The organism is Streptomyces sp. NPDC047079, assembly GCF_040643755.1.
GTDB lineage: Bacteria > Actinomycetota > Actinomycetes > Streptomycetales > Streptomycetaceae > Streptomyces.
Genome location: NZ_JBEYUZ010000005.1, coordinates 308,010 through 325,252, shown reverse-complemented (window position 1 = coordinate 325,252; position 17,243 = coordinate 308,010). Strand labels below are relative to the sequence as shown.

Sequence of the window (17,243 nt, the reverse complement as noted above, 5' to 3'; positions counted from 1 at the left end):
CGCGTCGGGCGCCCCTGCCCGCCGGGCATCCGGCGCGAACGGCCGGTGCGGCGGGGCGTCCGGCTGGGGCTGCCGCCCTACCCCGCGCGTCCGCCCACGCGGGCCATGGCCCGGACCGGGGCGCCGTCCGCACCCGGCAGGTGCAGCGGGAACAGGAACACCTCCACCGGGCGGCCCTCCCGCTGGGCGGCGAGGAGCCGGTCGAGCCCGGTGAGGTTCTCGGCGATCACACCGCCGGCGCCGCACAGCACACGGTGGGCGGGCAGATCCGGGTCGCCGGTCGGATCCACGCTCAGCGCGTCCACGCCGACCGTGCGGACGCCCGCGTCGACCACCGCCCGCATCGCCTCCGAAGTCACCCAGGGATGGGCGAGACAGGCGTCGGTGCCCCAGTGCGCCGACCAGCCGGTGGCCAGCAGCAGGATCCCGCCCGGCTGAAGCCGCAGCAGGTTGAGCGCGGGCCCGAGGAGCTCGGGAGTGATGGGGCTACGGGCCGGCAGCCCCCGCACGTCCGCCACCACCGCCGGGCCCGCGAACCGCTCCGGCGGCAGCGCGTCCAGCGCGGGCCAGGCCGAGTCCACGTGGTAAGGCGCGTCGACGTGTGTCCCGGACTGCGAGCCCAGGTGCAGCGCCAGGACGTTGACCCCGTCCGTGGCCACCCGCAGCGCCTGTTCCACCTCGACCTGCGGGTCACCGGGATACACGGGCATCCCGCTGACCACGGGCACCGAAAGATCGAGCCAGGACTCCATCAGCTCCCCTCGACCGCGAGCGCCGGAGCCGTCTCCTGTCCGGCCCCCGGCCCGGAGATCGGCGGGACCGGCGCCTCGACCGTGCGGGCCAGCCGCGCGCCCTCGGGCCCGTACACGGCCCGGGGCTCGGGGAAGAGCCGCAGCAGGGCGAGGAAGAGGACCGCCGCGACGGCCAGCGACAGCGGCAGGCTGATGTCGACACCGTTCGCCAGGTCACCCAGCGGGCCGACGAACTGCCCGGGAATGTTGGTGAACAGCACGCCGATCACCGCGGAGACCCACCAGGCGGTCATGCCCCGCCAGTTCCAGCCGTGCGCGAACCAGTAGCGGCCGCCGCGCTGGCGGCGGTTGAACACCTGGAGCGCGTCCGGGTCGTACCAGCCGCGCCGGGTGTAGAAGCCGAGCATCATCACGACCATCCACGGAGTGGTACAGGTGATGATCATCGTCGCGAAGGTCGAGATCGACTGGACCAGGTTCAGGCCGAACCGGCCGATGAAGATGAAGGCGATCGACAGGACGCCGACCACCAGCGTCGCCTGCACCCGCGACAGCCGGGGGAACACCGACGAGAAGTCCAGCCCGGTCCCGTACAGCGAGGTCGTCCCCGTCGACATCCCGCCGATCAGCGCGAGCAGACACACCGGCAGGAAGAACCAGGTCGGCGAGATCGCGAGCAGACCGCCGACGAAGTCCGGGGCCGCCGGGTCGACGTACTTGGGCGCCTGCTGGGCGATGATGCTCGCGGTGGCCAGGCCGAACACGAACGGCAGCAGCGTCGCGATCTGGGACAGGAAGGCGGCGCCCACCACCTTGCGGCGCGGAGTGCCGGCCGGGATGTAACGCGACCAGTCACCGAGGAACGCGCCGAACGACACGGGGTTCGACAGCACGATCAGCGCCGCGCCGATGAACGACGGCCAGAACAGCGCCTTGGTCGCAGGGTCCGCCGAGGCCGTGAAGACACCGGCGTACGACGCGTCGAAGTCCCCGGCGAAGGCGACCGCCCCGAGCAGGAACAGCACGGTCGCCGAGGTCACCGCGATCTTGTTGATGAACAGCATGAACCGGAAGCCGTATACGCACACGGCGAGCACCAGGCCCGCGAAGAGCGCGTAGGCGACGACGTACGACAGGTTGCCGCGCCCCAGGCCGAAGAGCCGGTGCGCGCCGCCGACCAGGGCGTCTCCCGAACTCCACACCGAGATGGAGAAGAAGGCGATGGCCGTGAGCAGGGAGAGGAACGAGCCGACCACACGGCCGTGCACACCGAGGTGCGCGGAGGAGGCGACCGCGTTGTTCGTGCCGTTGACGGGGCCGAACACCGCCATCGGGCACAGGATCAGCGCGCCCGCGACCACTCCGAGGACCGTCGCCGCGAGCCCCTGCCAGAAGGAGAGGCCGAACAGGATCGGGAAGGCGCCGAGGACACAGGTGGAGAAGGTGTTGGCGCCACCGAAGGCGACCCGGAACAGATCGAGCGGAGTCGCGGTGCGGTCCGCGTCGGGGATGCGCTCGACGCCGTAGGTCTCGACCTCGGTGAGGGACGGGGGTGCGGCGGCGGGGGAGGAGTCGGGGTTCTCGGGCAACGGGAGCTCCAGCGGGGGACGGGCGGTGGAGCGCGTTCATGGCGCGGCGGGCCGGACGGCACCGGGCCGCCGCAGGGGTGCGCGGGGGCCGGACGGGACCGTCCGTAAGGGGTGCGCCGACGCTAAGGCGCCCCGCGAGCCCCGCACCAGAGGACAATTCATCCAACTTGGCTGCACCGCATGGACGTTTCCTCCACCTCCCCATCTCGGTGAGACGTCTCGGATCGCCGTCCGCCCGATCGAAGCGGACGATGAAAGAGCCGCTGGCCCTCCAGGGCATCGCCTTGACAAGAGGGCACTCAAGTTTTATTCAGGCTGGTAGGGAACTCAGGACAAAACCGCAGTCTGGAAGGGGTGTCCCCGGGCGCTCCACGACCGCCGTCGGTGCACGGCCCCGAGCCCGGTCCCCGCAGGACGCGGCATCTGACGAGAACGACAACGAGGGGCGACGAGGAGGGAGCACCCCCATGGCACGTCCGGTCGGTATCGACCTCGGCACCACAAACTCGGTGGTCTCGGTCCTGGAGGGCGGCGAGCCCACCGTCATCACCAACACGGAGGGCGCCCGGACCACGCCGTCGGTCGTGGCCTTCGCCAAGAACGGCGAGGTGCTCGTCGGCGAGGTCGCCAAGCGGCAGGCGGTGACCAACGTCGAGCGCACCGCGCGCTCCGTCAAACGCCACATGGGCGAACAGGCGTGGCGCTTCCCGGAGAGCGGCACCATCGACGGCAAGAAGTACACCGCACAGGAGATCTCCGCGCGGGTGCTTCAGAAGCTGAAGCGGGACGCGGAGGCGTACCTGGGCGAGGACGTCACCGACGCCGTGATCACCGTGCCCGCGTACTTCGACGACGCCCAGCGGCAGGCCACCAAGGAGGCCGGGGAGATCGCCGGTCTCAACGTCCTGCGGATCATCAACGAGCCGACGGCGGCGGCACTGGCGTACGGACTCGACAAGGAGAACGACCAGACCGTCCTCGTCTTCGACCTCGGCGGCGGCACCTTCGACGTGTCGCTCCTGGAGATGGGTGAGGGAGTCATCGAGGTCAAGGCCACCAACGGTGACACCCACCTCGGCGGGGACGACTGGGACCAGCGGATCGTCGACCACCTGGTCAAGCAGTTCAAGAACGGCTACGGCATCGACCTGTCCCAGGACAAGATGGCCGTGCAGCGGCTGCGGGAGGCCGCGGAGAAGGCGAAGATCGAGCTGTCCAGTTCCTCCGAGACCACCATCAACCTGCCCTATGTCACGGCCTCGTCGGAGGGGCCGCTGCACCTGGACGAGAAGCTGACACGCGCACAGTTCCAGCAGCTGACGGCCGACCTGCTGGACCGCTGCAAGACGCCGTTCCATCAGGCGATCAAGGATGCCGGGATCAAGGTGTCCGACATCGACCATGTGATCCTCGTGGGCGGCTCGACCCGGATGCCCGCGGTGACGGACCTGGTCAGGGAACTGACCGGCAAGGAGCCGCACAAGGGCGTCAACCCCGATGAGGTCGTGGCCGTGGGCGCCTCGCTCCAGGCCGGTGTCCTCAAGGGTGAGGTCAAGGACGTTCTGCTGCTCGATGTCACGCCGCTGTCGCTCGGTATCGAGACCAAGGGCGGCATCATGACCAAGCTGATCGAGCGCAACACCACGATCCCGACGAAGCGTTCGGAGGTCTTCACCACGGCCGAGGACAACCAGCCGTCGGTGCAGATCCAGGTCTACCAGGGCGAGCGCGAGATCGCGGCGTACAACAAGAAGCTCGGCATGTTCGAGCTGACCGGTCTGCCGCCGGCGCCGCGTGGCGTCCCGCAGATCGAGGTGACCTTCGACATCGACGCCAACGGCATCATGCACGTCATGGCGAAGGACCTCGGCACCGGCAAGGAGCAGAAGATGACCGTCACCGGTGGCTCCGCGCTGCCGAAGGACGACATCGACCGCATGGTCCGCGAGGCGGAGCAGCACGCCGAGGAGGACCGCAGGCGGCGCGAGGCCGCCGAGACCCGCAACCAGGCCGAGCAGCTCGTCTACCAGACCGAGAAGCTCATCAAGGACAACGAGGACAAGATCCCCGGGGACGCGCGGAGCGAGACGGAGGGCGCCCTGGCCGAACTGAAGGAGACGCTGAAGGGGGAGGACACGGCGGAGATCCGCCGGGCCCTGGACAAGGCGGCTGCCGCGGCCCAGAAGATCGGCACCGCCCTGTACGACCGGGCGCGGACCGAGGGCGGCACGGCGGCGGAGCAGGGCGCGGCCGGCGGCGGCGCCAAGGATGGCGACGACGTCGTGGATGCCGAGATCGTGGACGACGACGACACTTCACGGACGGGCTGACCATGGACGACCGGATCCAGCCGCGGAGCGCGGAGCTGCGACGTCTGCTGGACGAGCGCACCGCCGACCTGCAGCGGGTGAAGGCCGAGTACGACAACTACCGCAAGCAGGTGCGGCGCGACCGCATGGCGGTGCGTGAGATCGCGGCGGAGAACGTGCTGCGGGCGCTGCTGCCCGTACTCGACGCCGTGGAGGGGGCCCGTCGGCAGGAGGCCATGACTCCCGGTCTCCAGGCCGTCGCCGACGTCCTTCAGGCCCAGTTGGGCTCCCTGGGCCTGAATGCGTTCGGCGAGGAGGGCGAACCGTTCGACCCCGCATGCCACGAGGCGGTGACACACGTGGTCGTCGCGGATGCGGAGCGTCTGACCTGCACCGGGATTCTCAGCCTCGGGTACCGGGTGGGCGACCGGCTGCTACGCCCCGCGCGCGTCACCGTCACCGGCCCGCCCCCGGCGGCCGGCACCGTGGCCGGTGGGGGTGCCGAGACGGAGCACGGCGGCGACGGCCGCGCGGGGCCGCGGGAGGGGCGGCCGTCGCCGCGGGGACCTGCCGCTCTGCGGCGCCGGCCGTAGCCGTTTGCGACGGGGCGGAAGACAGCGCTTACCGGGATCTGTAAACGGAATGTTTCAGGCCGATTGCCGAGCCATGGGAAACCGGCCAGAGGGGGGCCTCGGACGAGCGGGAACCGTGCCGTTGCAGGGGGTGTGTGCGGGAACTCCGTGACTTCGCGCCACTGATTCAATACTCAAAGTTACCGAAATCCGGGGGGTCGATGTGAGTTTCCGGCGCGGACTCGGCAGACTCCCGCACGCCGAACCGGCACCGGACGGAACGGCTCCGGCGCACGTACGACCGGAGCTGAAACGTCACTTCGATACCAGCGGAAGGATGCACACAATGCCGAACACCGCGCGCTGGGCAGCGACCCTCACCCTCGCGGCCACCGCCGTCTGCGGCCCCATAGCCGGGTCCGCGCTCGCCGCCCCGAACGCCCCCGCCTCTTTGTACGCCCCCTCGGCCCTCGTCCTGACGACGGGTCACGGCCAGAGCACCGCCACGGCCACCCCCCAGCGCGCGGTCACGCTGACCTGTGCGCCGACGGCCTCCGGAACCCATCCCGCCGCGGCCGACGCCTGCGCCGAACTGCGCGCCGTCGGCGGCGAGCCCGGCGCTCTGCGGGCCCGGGAGGGTGTCCTGTGTACCAAGTTGTACGACCCCGTGGTCGTCACGGTGCAAGGGGTGTGGCAGGGCAAGCGCGTCGACTACGAGCGCACCTTCGCCAACGAGTGCGTGAAGAGCTCCTACGGGAACGCCCTCTTCGCGTTCTGAGGACCGGGATCGCGCGGTCGCCGCGAGCGTGGACCGCGGGCTCGTAACTGGGGAGTGCGAGCCCTGTCGCAGCGACCGTGAGATCTCGCGGCGGGGGCCGGTCGGACGGAGTGGGGCCGTCCGGCCGGCCCCCGGAATCATGCGTTCTCCAGGGACGGATGCCGCCACTGGGCGGTGGTCCACGTCGTATACGGCCGACGTGCCACGGACTTGAGGCGGTACCACGCGGCCGATGCGCCTGCGGGCACCCGCTGGTACGGGGCCTGCGGGCACCCGCCGGTACGGGGCCTGCGGGCACCCGCCGGTACGGGGCCTGCGGGCACCCGCCGGTACGGGGCCTGCGGGCACCCGCCTGCCGAACGTGCGGCCGGCCGCCCTACGGAACGACCCGCCGGTACGGAACGTGCGGGCACCCGCCGGTACGGCGCTGCCCGGCCCGCCCCCGGCGGCGCTTCAGCGCCTCAGCCCGTATCGCTGGGTTCCCCGTCGGGGAAGGGTCCCGCTCCGGACTCCTCCGGCCCTTCCGGCGGCGGCGCGGGGCCGGGAATCGTGGGAAGCACGGGGAAGCGTCGGAGCAGGCCCGCGGCGCGCAGCAGCCGGTGGAGGCGGGGCCGGTCCGAGACCAGACGCAGCCGGCCGCCCCGCTCCCGGGCCCTGGCCTCCGCCCGGCACAGCGCGCGCAGGCCCGAGCAGTCGAAGAAGACGACCGGCCGCAGGTCGACGAGCACATCGGGCTCGGGCCGGCCGGTGGCCGCCTCCAGGTGCTCGGCCAAGGAGCCCGCCGTCGCCAAGTCGATCTCGCCCGACACCTCGACCACCGTGTACGGGCCGAAGGTGTAACTACGGGCGAAGGGGTTCGCCGCCACCGGTTCGGAGGACATGGATGACTCCTCCTCGGCAGGGGAGTAGGCGTTTGATCTGCGTAATTACCCCGCCCAGCGCGAAAACATCCCCGGAGGCCGCCTTGGCAAGATCGAGTTCACTCGACCAGGTGAAGCAAGGTCCTGATGTCTTGACACCGCCACGGTGTGGGGGGAGCAGCGGCACCTGCGCGTAGCCGGTGAGACGGACCCCGGACGAGCCCCCTCGGCCCACCGCCGCCGGTCCCGAGTCATGTCCACAGGCCCTTCGCCGCAGGTCCGACGCCAGCCCGTACGATGAGGGCCACGACGAGGCAATGGCGCCGCCGACAAGAGATCCGACCGCAAGAGGTGAGATGGAGATCCACCGAGCGCTCGCCGGGGCCGCCGTGCCGAGCACGGCTCCGGAGCGGGAGCCGACCGAGCGGAACGTCTGCGGTCCCGACCGGGGCCCGCGCCCGCGCCCAACCCGGACCGTGGCCGCGCCCGCCCTGGACCCACGCCCGGGCCGTGTGACCGGCTGACACGGACGCGGGTACCCGCACCCGTCCGGCCCGGCTCGCCCTCACCTTCGCCCCACAGAAAGCAGAACATGTCCGCCACGCCCTCGTGCCTCCTCAGCACCGCCGGGACCACCCCCGATCTCCCGAGCGATCCCGTCGACATCCGGCTCGTCGTCACCGACATGGACGGCACCCTTCTCGACGGCAGCGGGCGGATACCCGAGGGCCTGTGGCCGCTCCTCCGCGAACTGCGCCGACGGGGCGTGCTGTTCAGCCCGGCCAGCGGCCGTCAGTACGCGACGCTGGCCCGGCAGTTCGACGGGGCGGGCGACGGGATGGTCTTCGTCGCGGAGAACGGCACCTACGTCGTACGCGACGGTGTCGAACTCAGCTCCGACCCGCTGGACGAGGTGGTGGCGCGCCGCGTCGTCGCCGCGACGCGGCGCCTCGCGGCCGACGGTGTGGACGTCGGAGCGGTGCTGTGCGGGAAGAGGTCGGCCTATGTCGAGCGGACCGACGACGCCTTCCTGGCCGAGGCCAAGCGGTACTACGCCCTGCTCGAGACGGTCGACGACCTCAGCACCGTCGACGACGAGTTCCTCAAGGTGGCCCTCTTCGACTTCGGACCCGTGGAGCGGACCACCGCCCCCGCCCTGAAGCCGTTCACCGCGACACAGCAGGTGGTCGTCTCGGGCGAGCACTGGGTCGACATCATGAACGCCACCGCCAACAAGGGCGCCGCCCTACGGCGCCTCCAGCACGACTTGGACATCACGCCCGCGCAGACGGTGGTGTTCGGCGACTACCTCAACGACCTGGAGATGCTCGACGCCGCCGAGTGGTCCTTCGCCATGGCCAACGCCCACCCGGACGTCATCCGGCGGGCCCGCCACCTGGCGCCCGCCAACACGGAGAACGGCGTCCTGCGCACGATCGCCCGCCTGCTGCACCTGCCCACACCCTGAGCACCGGCGGCGGGCACCGCGGGGCTATTGCGGGAGCGCCCCTCCCACCTCGGGGCGGCGCCGGATGCGGGCCGCCAGGACCGCCACGTCGTCCTCCGCGTGCTGGGCGTCCAGACGGTCCAGGACGTCCGAGAGCAGTTCCTCCACGCCGGCCCCGGGCCGCACCCGCAGCTCGGCCAGCCGGGCCAGCGACACATCGATGTCCTCCTTGCGGCGCTCCACGAGACCGTCCGTGAACAGCAGGAGCGTGTCCTGCGGCGCGAGCGCGCGCGTCGTCGGCTCATAGCCGCCGACCCCCGTCCCCAGCGGCGGCCCGGTCGGCACGTCCAGCAACTCCGCGGTGCCGTCGCCGGCGAACAGCGCAGGTGGAAGATGCCCCGCGCTGGTCAGCGACGCCGTACCGCGTGCCGGATCCACCTGGACGAGCAGGCAGGTGGCCGGCCGTCGGGTGCCCTCCTCGCAGACGGCGGCGTCCAGCCGCCGCAGCACCCGGTGCGGCGGCAGGTCCGTGGAGGCCATGTAGCGCAGCATCGAACGGTAGGCGTTCATGTCGACCGCCGCGTCCAGTCCGTGCCCCATCACATCACCCATCACCAGCAGCGTCCGCCCGAAGTGCAGCCGCACCGTCTCGAACCAGTCGCCGCCCACCAGGGTCCCGCCCCCCGCAGGCAGATAGCACGTGGCCAGGTCCAGATTGGGATGGGGCCGCCCCGGCTCTGCCAGCAGCGCCCGCTGGAGGCGGAACACCGTGTCGCGCACCGCCGCGTGATGCCTCGCGTGCCCGAGGTGCACGGTCGCCAGCCGGGCCGCGTAGTGCGTGAGGGCGGTGTCCCGGTCCGAGAACGGCGGGCCCTGCCGCACCGCCAGCAGCACGCCGTACAGCCGGCCGTGCCCCAGCAGCGGCACGGTCATCACCTGCCGCGGGAGGGGCCCCGACAGGTCCACCGACGCGGTGATCGGATGCCCCTCGTCCAGGGCACGCACCGACAGCGGGCGGGCGCCGTTCGTGCTCCACGCCTCGAGCAGGTCGGTGCGGCCCGCCTTGGCGACCCGCTCGAGGTCGGGCGGGGGCCTCGAGGCGGGCCGCGCCGACGGGACGTCCTCGGGCAGCAGGTCCACGGCGGCGGCGTCGCACACCCAGCCGCACACATAGGCGGCCAGCTCCTTGCACGTGGTCCGCTCGTCGAGCGTCGTGCCGATCGACTCGAGGGCCTCCTCGACGCCGTGCGGCGGGTCTGCAGCGGCCTCTGGGCGGCCGGACCCGCATCCGCGCCGCCCCTCAGAGATCGTTGACCAGCACGGCCGCCCCGTCGAAGCGCCCCGCCTTCAGATCACCGAGGGCCCGCTGCGCCTGCGAGAGCGGATACGGGTGCGTCGTCGCGCGGACGCCGTAACGGGCCGCGAGGTCCAGAAACTCCCGGCCGTTCTCGCGCGTGTTCGAGGTGACGCTGCGCACCTCCTTCTCGTAGAACAGCTCGCTCTCGTAGCGCAGCACCGGTACATCGCTCAGATGAATGCCCGCGACCGCCAGCACACCGCCTCGGTCCAGTGCCCGCAGCGCCACCGGGACCAGCTCACCGGCCGGCGCGAACAGGATCGCCCCGTCCAGCGGCTCCGGCGGCACGTCGTAGGCACCGCCCGCCGACGCGCAGCCGAGGGCGAGCGCGAGCCGCCGCGACGCCTCGTCACGGGTCAGGACGTGCACTCTCGCCCCCTGTGCCAGCGCGACCTGAGCGCACAGATGGGCGCTGCCGCCGAACCCGTACAGCCCGAGGCGCCCGCCCGGCGGCAGCGACGTCCGCAGCAGCGCCCGGTAGCCGATGATGCCCGCGCACAGCAGCGGAGCCAGCGCCACGTCGTCCACGTCGGCCGGCAGCCGGTAGGCGAAGGCGGAGGGCACGGTCGTGTACTCCGCGTATCCGCCGTCGGCGTCCCAGCCGGTGTACTCCGAGCCGGGACACAGGTTCTCGGATCCTCGCACGCAGTACCGGCAGGTGCCGTCCGTACGGCGCAGCCACGCGACCCCCACCCGGTCTCCGACGGCCCACGTACCCGCCGCCGCGCCCACCCCGGCCACCACGCCCGCCACCTCGTGCCCGGGCGTCACCCCCGGCCGGTGCACGGGCAGGTCCCCCTCGGCGACATGCAGATCCGTACGGCACACGCCGCAAGCCCGCACGTGCACCAGCAATTCGCCGGTCCCCGGCACCGGCACCGGCCGCTCCACCAACCGCAGCGGCTCCCGCTCGACGGGACGCGGCCGGTCCACCACCCATGCGCGCATCGCCCGACCCCCGTCTCCCGACGACTGCCCCGTTGACGACTGCTTCGGTTCCAGTGTCGGGCAGGCGCGCGGGCCGGCGCGCGCCGCGCCCCGGCCCTGGCTACCGTGAGGAGCGGGGACCGAGCCGTCGCACCGGGAGGTCGGACGCCATGGCGGTACAACCGGAGGGGACGCCCTGCTGGGCCGACGCGATGTTCAGCGACATCGAGGGCGCCAAACGCTTCTACGGCGAGGTCCTCGGCTGGACGTTCGGTGAGTCGGCGCCCGAGTACGGCCACTACACCCAGGCGTACGCCGACGGTAAGGCGGTCGCCGCGGTCGTACCGCCCATGCCTGGGCAGGAGGGCCAGTCCGCCTGGTGCCTGTACTTCGCGACGGGGGACGCCGCCGCCACGGCACGGAAGGTCCGGGACCAGCAGGGCGAGGTGCTGATGGAGCCGATGCAGGTCGGCGACTTCGGCACCATGGCCCTGGCCCGCGACCCGAGCGGCGCCGTCTTCGGCCTTTGGCAGGCCGGCACCCACGAGGGCTTCGAGGCCACGGGCGTGCCCGGCGCGTACTGCTGGGCCGAGGTCTTCACCCGCGAACCGGAGAAGTCCGACGCCTTCTTCCCCGCGGTCTTCCCCTACGAGGCCAGGCAGCTCCAGGACGAGGCGATCGACTTCCGCATCTTCGAACTGAACGGCGTGCCCGTGCTCGGACGCATGAAGATGACAGACGACTTCCCGCCGGAGGTCCCGCCCTATGTCAACGTGTACTTCACCGTCGAGGACTGCGACGCGGCCGTCCAGCGGGCGTCCGGGCACGGCGGGATCCTGCGGTTCGGCCCGATGGACAGTCCCTTCGGCCGGTTCGCCGCGCTGAGCGACCCCCAGGGCGCCAACTTCTCCGTCATCGACGTCACCACCACCCGCGGTGAGATGCCGGCCATGACCGAGGTGTAGGCGGCGGACGCGCTCGGGCCGGAGCGCCGGCCCGGACCCGGGACCCTGGGCGGTCACCCTGCCGTGGCATGATCAGAGGCATGCCTGAACGATTGGTGGCCGCCTGCGACGGGGCTTCGAAGGGGAATCCGGGGCCTGCCGGATGGGCCTGGGTCGTCGCCTCCGAGGACGAGATCCCCGGCCGCTGGGAAGCCGGCCCGCTGGGCACAGCGACCAACAACGTCGCCGAGCTGACCGCGCTGGAACGTCTGCTGACCGCCGTCGACCGGGACGTCCCGCTGGAGATCCGGATGGACTCCCAGTACGCGATGAAGGCCGTCACGACCTGGCTGCCCGGCTGGAAGCGCAACGGCTGGAAGACCGCCGCCGGCAAGCCCGTCGCCAACCAGGACCTGGTCGTGCGGATCGACGCGCTGCTCGACGGCCGTGACGTCGAGTTCCGCTACGTCCCCGCGCACCAGGTGGGCGGAGACCCCCTCAACGACTTCGCGGACCGCGCCGCCAGCCAGGCGGCCACCCTTCAGCAGCCGGCGGGCAGTGAGCACGGCTCCCCGGAGCCGCCACCCGCGCCCGCCCCGGCGGCCGCCGGGGCGGGCGCGGGTGGCGCGCCCACGAGAAAGCGCGGCTCCGCCCGCACCCTCAAGGCCAAGTTCCCCGGCCGCTGCGTCTGCGGCCGCCCGTACACGGCCGGTGACCCCATCGCCAAGAACGCCCAGGGCTGGGGCCACCCGGAGTGCCGCACGACCGGCCAGGACTAGGGCGGTTTTCGAGAGCCCCGCCTGCCCCGCGACGCCCGGCACGCACTCTCGCCGCACCTTGCCGGGCAAACGTTGCCTGCGGGGCACTCGGGCGTGAAACACGGCCCGAGGCTTCCTGCGTGCAGCGCCGCCGAGCGCACCGGCGGCGCCGGTCCCCGGACACCGTCGCCCTGAGCCCAGCCCAGGAGGTCCCGGCCGCCGCGACCTCAGTCGGTGTCGAACGCGTAGTACGCCGTGTAGTCCAGCAGATCGGCCGGGCGGACGTCGTTCCAGGGCTTCATCGGCTCGTCGAGGTCGACGACGTCCGGTGTACCGCCCACCGGCAGATAGCCGGACGCCGGATGCCGGCGCTGCCACTGGGCCCACAGCTTGTCGATGTAGGCGTGGTGCAGCCAGAAGACCGGGTCGTTGGGGGAGACGCCGGTGGCCATCTGACCGCCCACCCACACATGCACGCGATTGTGGAGGTTGACGCCCCGCCACCCTTCGAGGTGGTTGCGGAACCCGTCCGAGGCGCTGTTCCAGGGCGCCGTGTCGTAAGTGGACAGGGCGAGCACGGAGTCGGTCTCGGCCCGGGTCGGCAACGCGTGTCCGCCCCCTCCGAGAGAGCGCCGGAGATAGGTGCGGCTGTCCACGCGCACGGTGATGGGCCAGTTTCCGGCGAACGCGGCGAACGGTCCGTCCATCACCCGCCCGTCCAGGCTGCGCCCCGTGCCTCCGAGGAAGTCCGGCGCCCACAGCGAGGAGCGCGGGGTGCGGTCGGTGGTCCAGTCCCAGTACGGCAGTGTGACCGAGGAGTCGACGGATTGCAGGGCCCGCTCGAACTCGACGAGGAATCTGCGGTGCCACGGCAGGAACGACGGTGAGCGATGGCCCGTTCGTTCACCGGTGTCGGTGTCGCCCATGATGAAGGCGTTGTGGGTCGTGACGAAGGCGTCGTAGCGGCCACTTCGCTTGAGCTGGATGAACGCGGCGACGAGTCGGCGCTTCTCGTCGGCGGTGAGGTTCGCCTGGTTCTTGCGTACGGTCATGTGCGGAAGGCTCCGGAAGTCCTGTGCGGGAGGGGTCAGTTGAACGGGACGAGCGGGGCGCCCCGCAGCTCCTCGACGGCGGCGCGGGCCGCCGCGCGAGGGCTCGGCACGGGCTCGTAGTGGCTCACCACGCTGATCCAGCTGCCGTCCGCGTTGCGCATCACATGCAGTTCGACGCCGTCGATGAACACGCCGTACCCCGAGCCGTGGTGTCCCCCCGCGGTGGGGCGGCCCTCTATTCGGCGGCCCCGGTAGACCTCGTCGAAGGGCGCGGGCCCGCCGTGATCGTGCCCCGCCACCATGGCGGCGGAGGCCGGCGCGAGGTCCGACGGGGTGGCGGCGGGGGCCGAGGGGGCCTGTGCCGCGAGACCGCCCGTGGCGGCGATGGCGGCCCCGGCCGCGAGGGCGCGGCGGCGGGTGAGTTCGGGCATGCGAAGTGCTCCTGGGTCGCTGGGGGTTGACGTCCCCCTGCCTATCCGCCGGCTGCCGGGCCCGGGAAATCTTGGACGACGGGTTGGCTACGATCAGGACAATTGCCCACAACTCCTGCAAGATTGAACGAAGATGATCTTCCTGTGGGCAGGGCTGTGCGTGCACCGGACGGGAAAGTTCCACCCCGTTGGGAGTTTCCGGAAGAGGATCTTTCGCCTCGGGCGCCCCGCTCGTGGCGCGGCTCACGTCCGCGATCTGACGCGAACTGCCGCACCGCCTGCCTTTCGGTCACGCGACGGTGCGGACGGCGTTTCGGCGCGAACCGAGGTCAGTTCACTCCCTGCGGCCGGAACTGGATGCTGATCCGAGGTCCGGTGGCCCGGGTGCTCTTCGGTACCGCGTGCTCCCAGGTCCGCTGGCAGCTGCCGCCCATGACGATCAGGTCACCGTGCCCGAGCGGGCGCCTCAGGGTCTCCCCGCCGCCGCGCGGCCTGAGTGCCAGATCGCGGGGTGCCCCCACGGAGAGGATGGCGACCATGGTGTTCTCCCGCGCGCCGCGGCCGATCCGGTCCCCGTGCCAGGCCACGCTGTCGCGGCCGTCGCGGTAGTAGCACAGCCCGGCCGTGACGAAGGGTTCCCCCAGATCGTCCGCGTAGTGCGCGGACAGGGCGTTGCGCGCCTCCTCGAGGACGGGGTGGGGCAGTGGCTCGCCGGGGTGGTAGTAGGCGAGGAGCCGCGGCACGTCCACCGTGTGGTCGTACATCTGCCGTCGCTCGGCGCGCCACGGCACCTCCGCGGCCAGCTGCTCGAACAGCGCGTCGGCCCCGCTCAGCCATCCCGGGAGGAGGTCGATCCATGCCCCGGCGCCGAGCGGGGTGCGCTGCAGCTCGTCGAGCGGGCCGAGCCGGAGGTCGTCGGTCTGGTCGAACAGTGAGCCCTGGAGGTGCGTGCCCATGGAGGTAGCGTACTCCGTTATTCGAAAATGTGTTCTGGTCGCTGCTATGCCGCATCGCGTGCCGGTGTGGCGTACGTCAACTGCTTTGCTGCGAAGCAACCTGGCGGGTGCGCGTGACGTCCTGATCAACAACGGGCGGTGGCGCGGTCGATCACCGAAGGGGTCCCCGGGCGGGTGTCCGGATCTCTATGCGCTCCATGTATACCCATTGCGTATACATGTCGCGTATACATGCCGTGTATACGCGGAGTGGAGCGTCGGGTCCTCGCTGTGACCGCCGCCGCTGAAAGCCAGCACCCGTCGACCGTGTGCCAAGGCACCGGGCCGACGGCAGACCGAAAGGCACTCATGTACGGCAAGGCCTTCGCCCCGGAGTACCAGGGCGCTCTGACCTCCCTGTCCGTAAACTCCTCGCTCACGGACGTCCTGGCCGCGGGCACCGAGCAGTTGCGGGCCGCCGAGCGTGCCGGGTCTCGGCAGGAGGCCGCCCGCTCCGGTCTAGCGGTCGCCGAGGCGCACCGCCGGCTCGGCCAGGTCGCCGACGCCGACCGGGCCTGGAAGGCGAGCTACCGCACCGCCAGGGAGGCCGGTGACACCGCGGCGATGGCCTGGGCCCTGTGGAGCGGCGGCACCCTGGCCCGGCAGCGAGGCGCCCTGCCCCTGGCGTGGCGGCTGCTGCGGCTCGCCGCCGACCTCGGCGAGCGGGCCGGCGATGTCGTCGTGCGCGGATATTCGCTCGCGGGAATGGCTGAGACCGGTCGCATCCAGGGCGACTACGACGCCGTGACCGCCCTGCACGAGCAGCTCCTGGCCGAGGCCCGCCGCCGCGGCGAGGCGCGCCACACCGTGTGGGCGCTCGAGGGCATCGCGCAGATACACCGCAACACCGGGGCGTACGACACCGCCTACGCCATGTTCGAGGAGGCGGCCGAGATCGCCGCCCGCGCCGACGACCGCCGTGGTCACGCCTGGGCGCTGCGCGGTCTCGCCGACATCCTGTCCGTCCGGGACGGCGACACGGAGCGGGCCCTGGAACTGCTCGGTGAGGCGGAGACGACCTGCCGGGAGATGAACCTGGCGGGCGCGCTCGCCTACAACCACAAGATGCGCGGCAACGTCCTCTACCGCGCGGGGCGCTACGAGGAGGCGCGCGACGTCTACGCCCGGGCGCTGGCCGAGTTCGAGGGCATGGACGAGCCGCGCGGGACCGCCCTCGCCCGCCTGGGACTCGTCAAGTCGCTGGCCCGCCTGGGCCGTGACCGCGCCGAGACGGCCGACGACCTCCACGGGCTCGCGCGGAACCTGGACGGGATCGGACTGCGGCACGGCCGTGCGATGGTCCTGCGGGCCTACGAGGAACTCGGCCTCGCCTCCCCGGAAGGAACCGGACGATGACCGCCCCGGCCACCGACGCCCTCCTCGGCCGCCCGGGGGAGCACCTCGCGGCCGGGCGGATCCTCGACCGGGCTCGTGAGCTGGTCGCCCCCGCCCTCTCGGACGCCGTCGCCACCCTGCACCCCTGGGTCGCCGAGATGGCCGGGTACGCGCTCGGCCGCCACGGGGCGGACACCGGCCCCCGAGGAGGCAAGGGGGTGCGCCAGGCACTCGCCCTGCTCGGTGCCGAACTGGCCGGCGCGCCCGCCGACACCGGCGTACCGGCCGCCGTGGCCGTCGAACTCGTGCACGCCTTCTCCCTGGTGCACGACGACATCATGGACGGCGACGCCCTGCGCCGGGGCCGCCCCGCGCTGTGGAAGGCGTACGGCACCGGCCCGGCCGTCCTCGCGGGCGACGCGCTCTTCGCCCTCGGCGTGGAGACGCTGAGCACCGTCCCGTCGGCCGTACGCCGGCTCACCGGTGCCCTCGGCGATCTCGTCCACGGTCAGGCCGACGACCTGCTCTTCGCCCGCCGCCCCTGGACCGGCCCCGAGGCCGTGACCATTCAGGAGTACGAGGCGATGGCCGAGCGCAAGACGGGAGCGCTGCTCGGCTGTGCCCTCGCTCTGGGTGCCCACCTCGGCGGGGCGAGCGACGGCACGGCGGCCGCCCTCGACCGGGTCGGCCGCCACCTCGGCGTGGCGTTCCAGATCGTCGACGACCTGCTGGGCATCTGGGGCGATCCCGAGATCACCGGCAAACCCGTCCACGGCGATCTGCGGGAGGGGAAGAAGACCTTCCCGGTCCTCGCCGCACTCGGCGGCTCGCACGGCCCCGAGCTCGCCGAACTGCTCACCGCCGGCGATGCGGCGGAGCGTGCCGCCGACCTCGTGGCGCGGTCCGGCGGCCGTGCGGCCGCCCTGCGCGAGACCCGTCGTCAACTCGCCTTGGCGGACGCCCTCCTGGACTCGGTGCCGTCCTCCCCGCGCGCTGCCGCGGATGTGCGCGGCCTGCTGTCGGCCCTGACCCGGCGCACCGTCTGAGCCCTCTCACCTCCGGTCGCCGCCGCGCGGGGACCGGAGGCCGGGCGCCATCGGGCCGCATGCCGTACGGCGACGGCCGCACGTTCAAGAA

16 protein-coding genes are annotated in these 17,243 nt (G+C 72.1%); 8 read left to right on the top strand and 8 right to left on the bottom strand.

The window, feature by feature from the left end; translation table 11 throughout:
- Positions 1–77: 77 nt before the first annotated feature.
- Entirely contained in the window at positions 78–752 is a 675-nt protein-coding gene (locus ABZ823_RS10725; RefSeq protein ID WP_361656701.1) for a cyclase family protein, read from the bottom strand.
- Positions 752–2,341 carry a cytosine permease gene (locus ABZ823_RS10720; RefSeq protein ID WP_361656698.1) on the bottom strand — a complete coding sequence of 530 codons (1,590 nt, stop codon included), beginning with the start codon at positions 2,339–2,341 and terminating at the stop codon, positions 752–754. Before ABZ823_RS10720 ends, ABZ823_RS10725 begins: the two co-directional genes overlap by 1 nt.
- 467 nt (positions 2,342–2,808) lie before the next feature.
- Between ABZ823_RS10720 and dnaK the strand changes: the two genes are divergently transcribed.
- The 3 genes from dnaK (at position 2,809) to ABZ823_RS10705 (ending at position 6,000) form a co-directional block, all read left to right on the top strand.
- A complete protein-coding gene (gene dnaK, locus ABZ823_RS10715) occupies positions 2,809–4,671 on the top strand; it encodes a molecular chaperone DnaK (protein WP_361656695.1) in 1,863 nt (620 codons plus the stop codon).
- A 2-nt stretch (positions 4,672–4,673) separates the two neighbouring features.
- Positions 4,674–5,243: a nucleotide exchange factor GrpE gene (grpE, locus tag ABZ823_RS10710; protein ID WP_361656692.1), complete on the top strand. Its 570-nt coding sequence runs from the start codon at positions 4,674–4,676 to the stop codon at positions 5,241–5,243.
- Between the two features lie 325 nt (positions 5,244–5,568).
- Complete coding sequence (locus tag ABZ823_RS10705; protein WP_361656690.1) at positions 5,569–6,000, top strand: protease inhibitor; 432 nt, start codon at positions 5,569–5,571, stop codon at positions 5,998–6,000.
- A 461-nt stretch (positions 6,001–6,461) separates the two neighbouring features.
- On the opposite strand, the gene ABZ823_RS10700 is transcribed toward ABZ823_RS10705, so the two are convergent.
- Entirely contained in the window at positions 6,462–6,881 is a 420-nt protein-coding gene (locus ABZ823_RS10700) for an STAS domain-containing protein (protein ID WP_361656687.1), read from the bottom strand.
- A 571-nt stretch (positions 6,882–7,452) separates the two neighbouring features.
- Here ABZ823_RS10700 and ABZ823_RS10695 point away from each other — a divergent pair.
- Positions 7,453–8,328 carry a Cof-type HAD-IIB family hydrolase gene (locus ABZ823_RS10695; RefSeq protein ID WP_361656684.1) on the top strand — a complete coding sequence of 292 codons (876 nt, stop codon included), beginning with the start codon at positions 7,453–7,455 and terminating at the stop codon, positions 8,326–8,328.
- Between the two features lie 24 nt (positions 8,329–8,352).
- On the opposite strand, the gene ABZ823_RS10690 is transcribed toward ABZ823_RS10695, so the two are convergent.
- Positions 8,353–9,477 carry a GAF domain-containing SpoIIE family protein phosphatase gene (locus ABZ823_RS10690; RefSeq protein WP_361656681.1) on the bottom strand — a complete coding sequence of 375 codons (1,125 nt, stop codon included), beginning with the start codon at positions 9,475–9,477 and terminating at the stop codon, positions 8,353–8,355.
- Positions 9,478–9,607: 130 nt separating this feature from the next.
- The gene (locus ABZ823_RS10685; RefSeq protein ID WP_361656678.1) at positions 9,608–10,612 is read right to left on the bottom strand and encodes a zinc-binding alcohol dehydrogenase family protein; all 1,005 of its coding nucleotides are present in this window, start codon (positions 10,610–10,612) and stop codon (positions 9,608–9,610) included.
- Between the two features lie 149 nt (positions 10,613–10,761).
- Here ABZ823_RS10685 and ABZ823_RS10680 point away from each other — a divergent pair, with 149 nt between their 5' ends.
- Both ABZ823_RS10680 and ABZ823_RS10675 read left to right on the top strand, forming a co-directional pair.
- On the top strand, positions 10,762–11,556 hold the full coding sequence (locus tag ABZ823_RS10680; RefSeq protein ID WP_361656675.1) for a VOC family protein: 795 nt from the start codon (positions 10,762–10,764) through the stop codon (positions 11,554–11,556).
- Positions 11,557–11,624: 68 nt separating this feature from the next.
- On the top strand, positions 11,625–12,314 hold the full coding sequence (locus tag ABZ823_RS10675; RefSeq protein ID WP_361656672.1) for a ribonuclease H: 690 nt from the start codon (positions 11,625–11,627) through the stop codon (positions 12,312–12,314).
- A 206-nt stretch (positions 12,315–12,520) separates the two neighbouring features.
- Here the strand turns inward: ABZ823_RS10675 and ABZ823_RS10670 are convergent, their stop codons facing one another.
- The 3 genes from ABZ823_RS10670 to ABZ823_RS10660 form a co-directional block, all read right to left on the bottom strand.
- Positions 12,521–13,345, bottom strand: a complete 825-nt coding sequence (locus ABZ823_RS10670) for a tyrosinase family protein (RefSeq protein WP_361656670.1) — start codon at positions 13,343–13,345, stop codon at positions 12,521–12,523.
- 35 nt (positions 13,346–13,380) lie between these two features.
- The gene (locus ABZ823_RS10665) at positions 13,381–13,776 is read right to left on the bottom strand and encodes a tyrosinase cofactor (RefSeq protein WP_361656667.1); all 396 of its coding nucleotides are present in this window, start codon (positions 13,774–13,776) and stop codon (positions 13,381–13,383) included.
- A 329-nt stretch (positions 13,777–14,105) separates the two neighbouring features.
- Complete coding sequence (locus tag ABZ823_RS10660) at positions 14,106–14,732, bottom strand: alpha-ketoglutarate-dependent dioxygenase AlkB (RefSeq protein ID WP_361656665.1); 627 nt, start codon at positions 14,730–14,732, stop codon at positions 14,106–14,108.
- A 348-nt stretch (positions 14,733–15,080) separates the two neighbouring features.
- Here ABZ823_RS10660 and ABZ823_RS10655 point away from each other — a divergent pair, with 348 nt between their 5' ends.
- Positions 15,081–16,127, top strand: a complete 1,047-nt coding sequence (locus ABZ823_RS10655) for a tetratricopeptide repeat protein (RefSeq protein ID WP_361656662.1) — start codon at positions 15,081–15,083, stop codon at positions 16,125–16,127.
- Positions 16,124–17,152, top strand: a complete 1,029-nt coding sequence (locus ABZ823_RS10650) for a polyprenyl synthetase family protein (RefSeq protein WP_361656659.1) — start codon at positions 16,124–16,126, stop codon at positions 17,150–17,152. The genes ABZ823_RS10655 and ABZ823_RS10650 overlap by 4 nt, the downstream gene beginning before the upstream one ends.
- Positions 17,153–17,243 lie beyond the last annotated feature (91 nt).

Bases quoted from the DNA above. Each gene is read 5' to 3' on its own strand.
- ABZ823_RS10725 (WP_361656701.1), bottom strand. From the start codon at position 752: ATGGAGTCCTGGCTCGATCTTTCGGTGCCCGTGGTCAGCGGGATGCCC.
- dnaK (WP_361656695.1), top strand. From the start codon at position 2,809: ATGGCACGTCCGGTCGGTATCGACCTCGGCACCACAAACTCGGTGGTC.
- grpE (WP_361656692.1), top strand. From the start codon at position 4,674: ATGGACGACCGGATCCAGCCGCGGAGCGCGGAGCTGCGACGTCTGCTG.
- ABZ823_RS10705 (WP_361656690.1), top strand. From the start codon at position 5,569: ATGCCGAACACCGCGCGCTGGGCAGCGACCCTCACCCTCGCGGCCACC.
- ABZ823_RS10700 (WP_361656687.1), bottom strand. From the start codon at position 6,881: ATGTCCTCCGAACCGGTGGCGGCGAACCCCTTCGCCCGTAGTTACACC.
- ABZ823_RS10695 (WP_361656684.1), top strand. From the start codon at position 7,453: ATGTCCGCCACGCCCTCGTGCCTCCTCAGCACCGCCGGGACCACCCCC.
- ABZ823_RS10685 (WP_361656678.1), bottom strand. From the start codon at position 10,612: ATGCGCGCATGGGTGGTGGACCGGCCGCGTCCCGTCGAGCGGGAGCCG.
- ABZ823_RS10680 (WP_361656675.1), top strand. From the start codon at position 10,762: ATGGCGGTACAACCGGAGGGGACGCCCTGCTGGGCCGACGCGATGTTC.
- ABZ823_RS10675 (WP_361656672.1), top strand. From the start codon at position 11,625: ATGATCAGAGGCATGCCTGAACGATTGGTGGCCGCCTGCGACGGGGCT.
- ABZ823_RS10670 (WP_361656670.1), bottom strand. From the start codon at position 13,345: ATGACCGTACGCAAGAACCAGGCGAACCTCACCGCCGACGAGAAGCGC.
- ABZ823_RS10665 (WP_361656667.1), bottom strand. From the start codon at position 13,776: ATGCCCGAACTCACCCGCCGCCGCGCCCTCGCGGCCGGGGCCGCCATC.
- ABZ823_RS10660 (WP_361656665.1), bottom strand. From the start codon at position 14,732: ATGGGCACGCACCTCCAGGGCTCACTGTTCGACCAGACCGACGACCTC.
- ABZ823_RS10655 (WP_361656662.1), top strand. From the start codon at position 15,081: ATGTACGGCAAGGCCTTCGCCCCGGAGTACCAGGGCGCTCTGACCTCC.
- ABZ823_RS10650 (WP_361656659.1), top strand. From the start codon at position 16,124: ATGACCGCCCCGGCCACCGACGCCCTCCTCGGCCGCCCGGGGGAGCAC.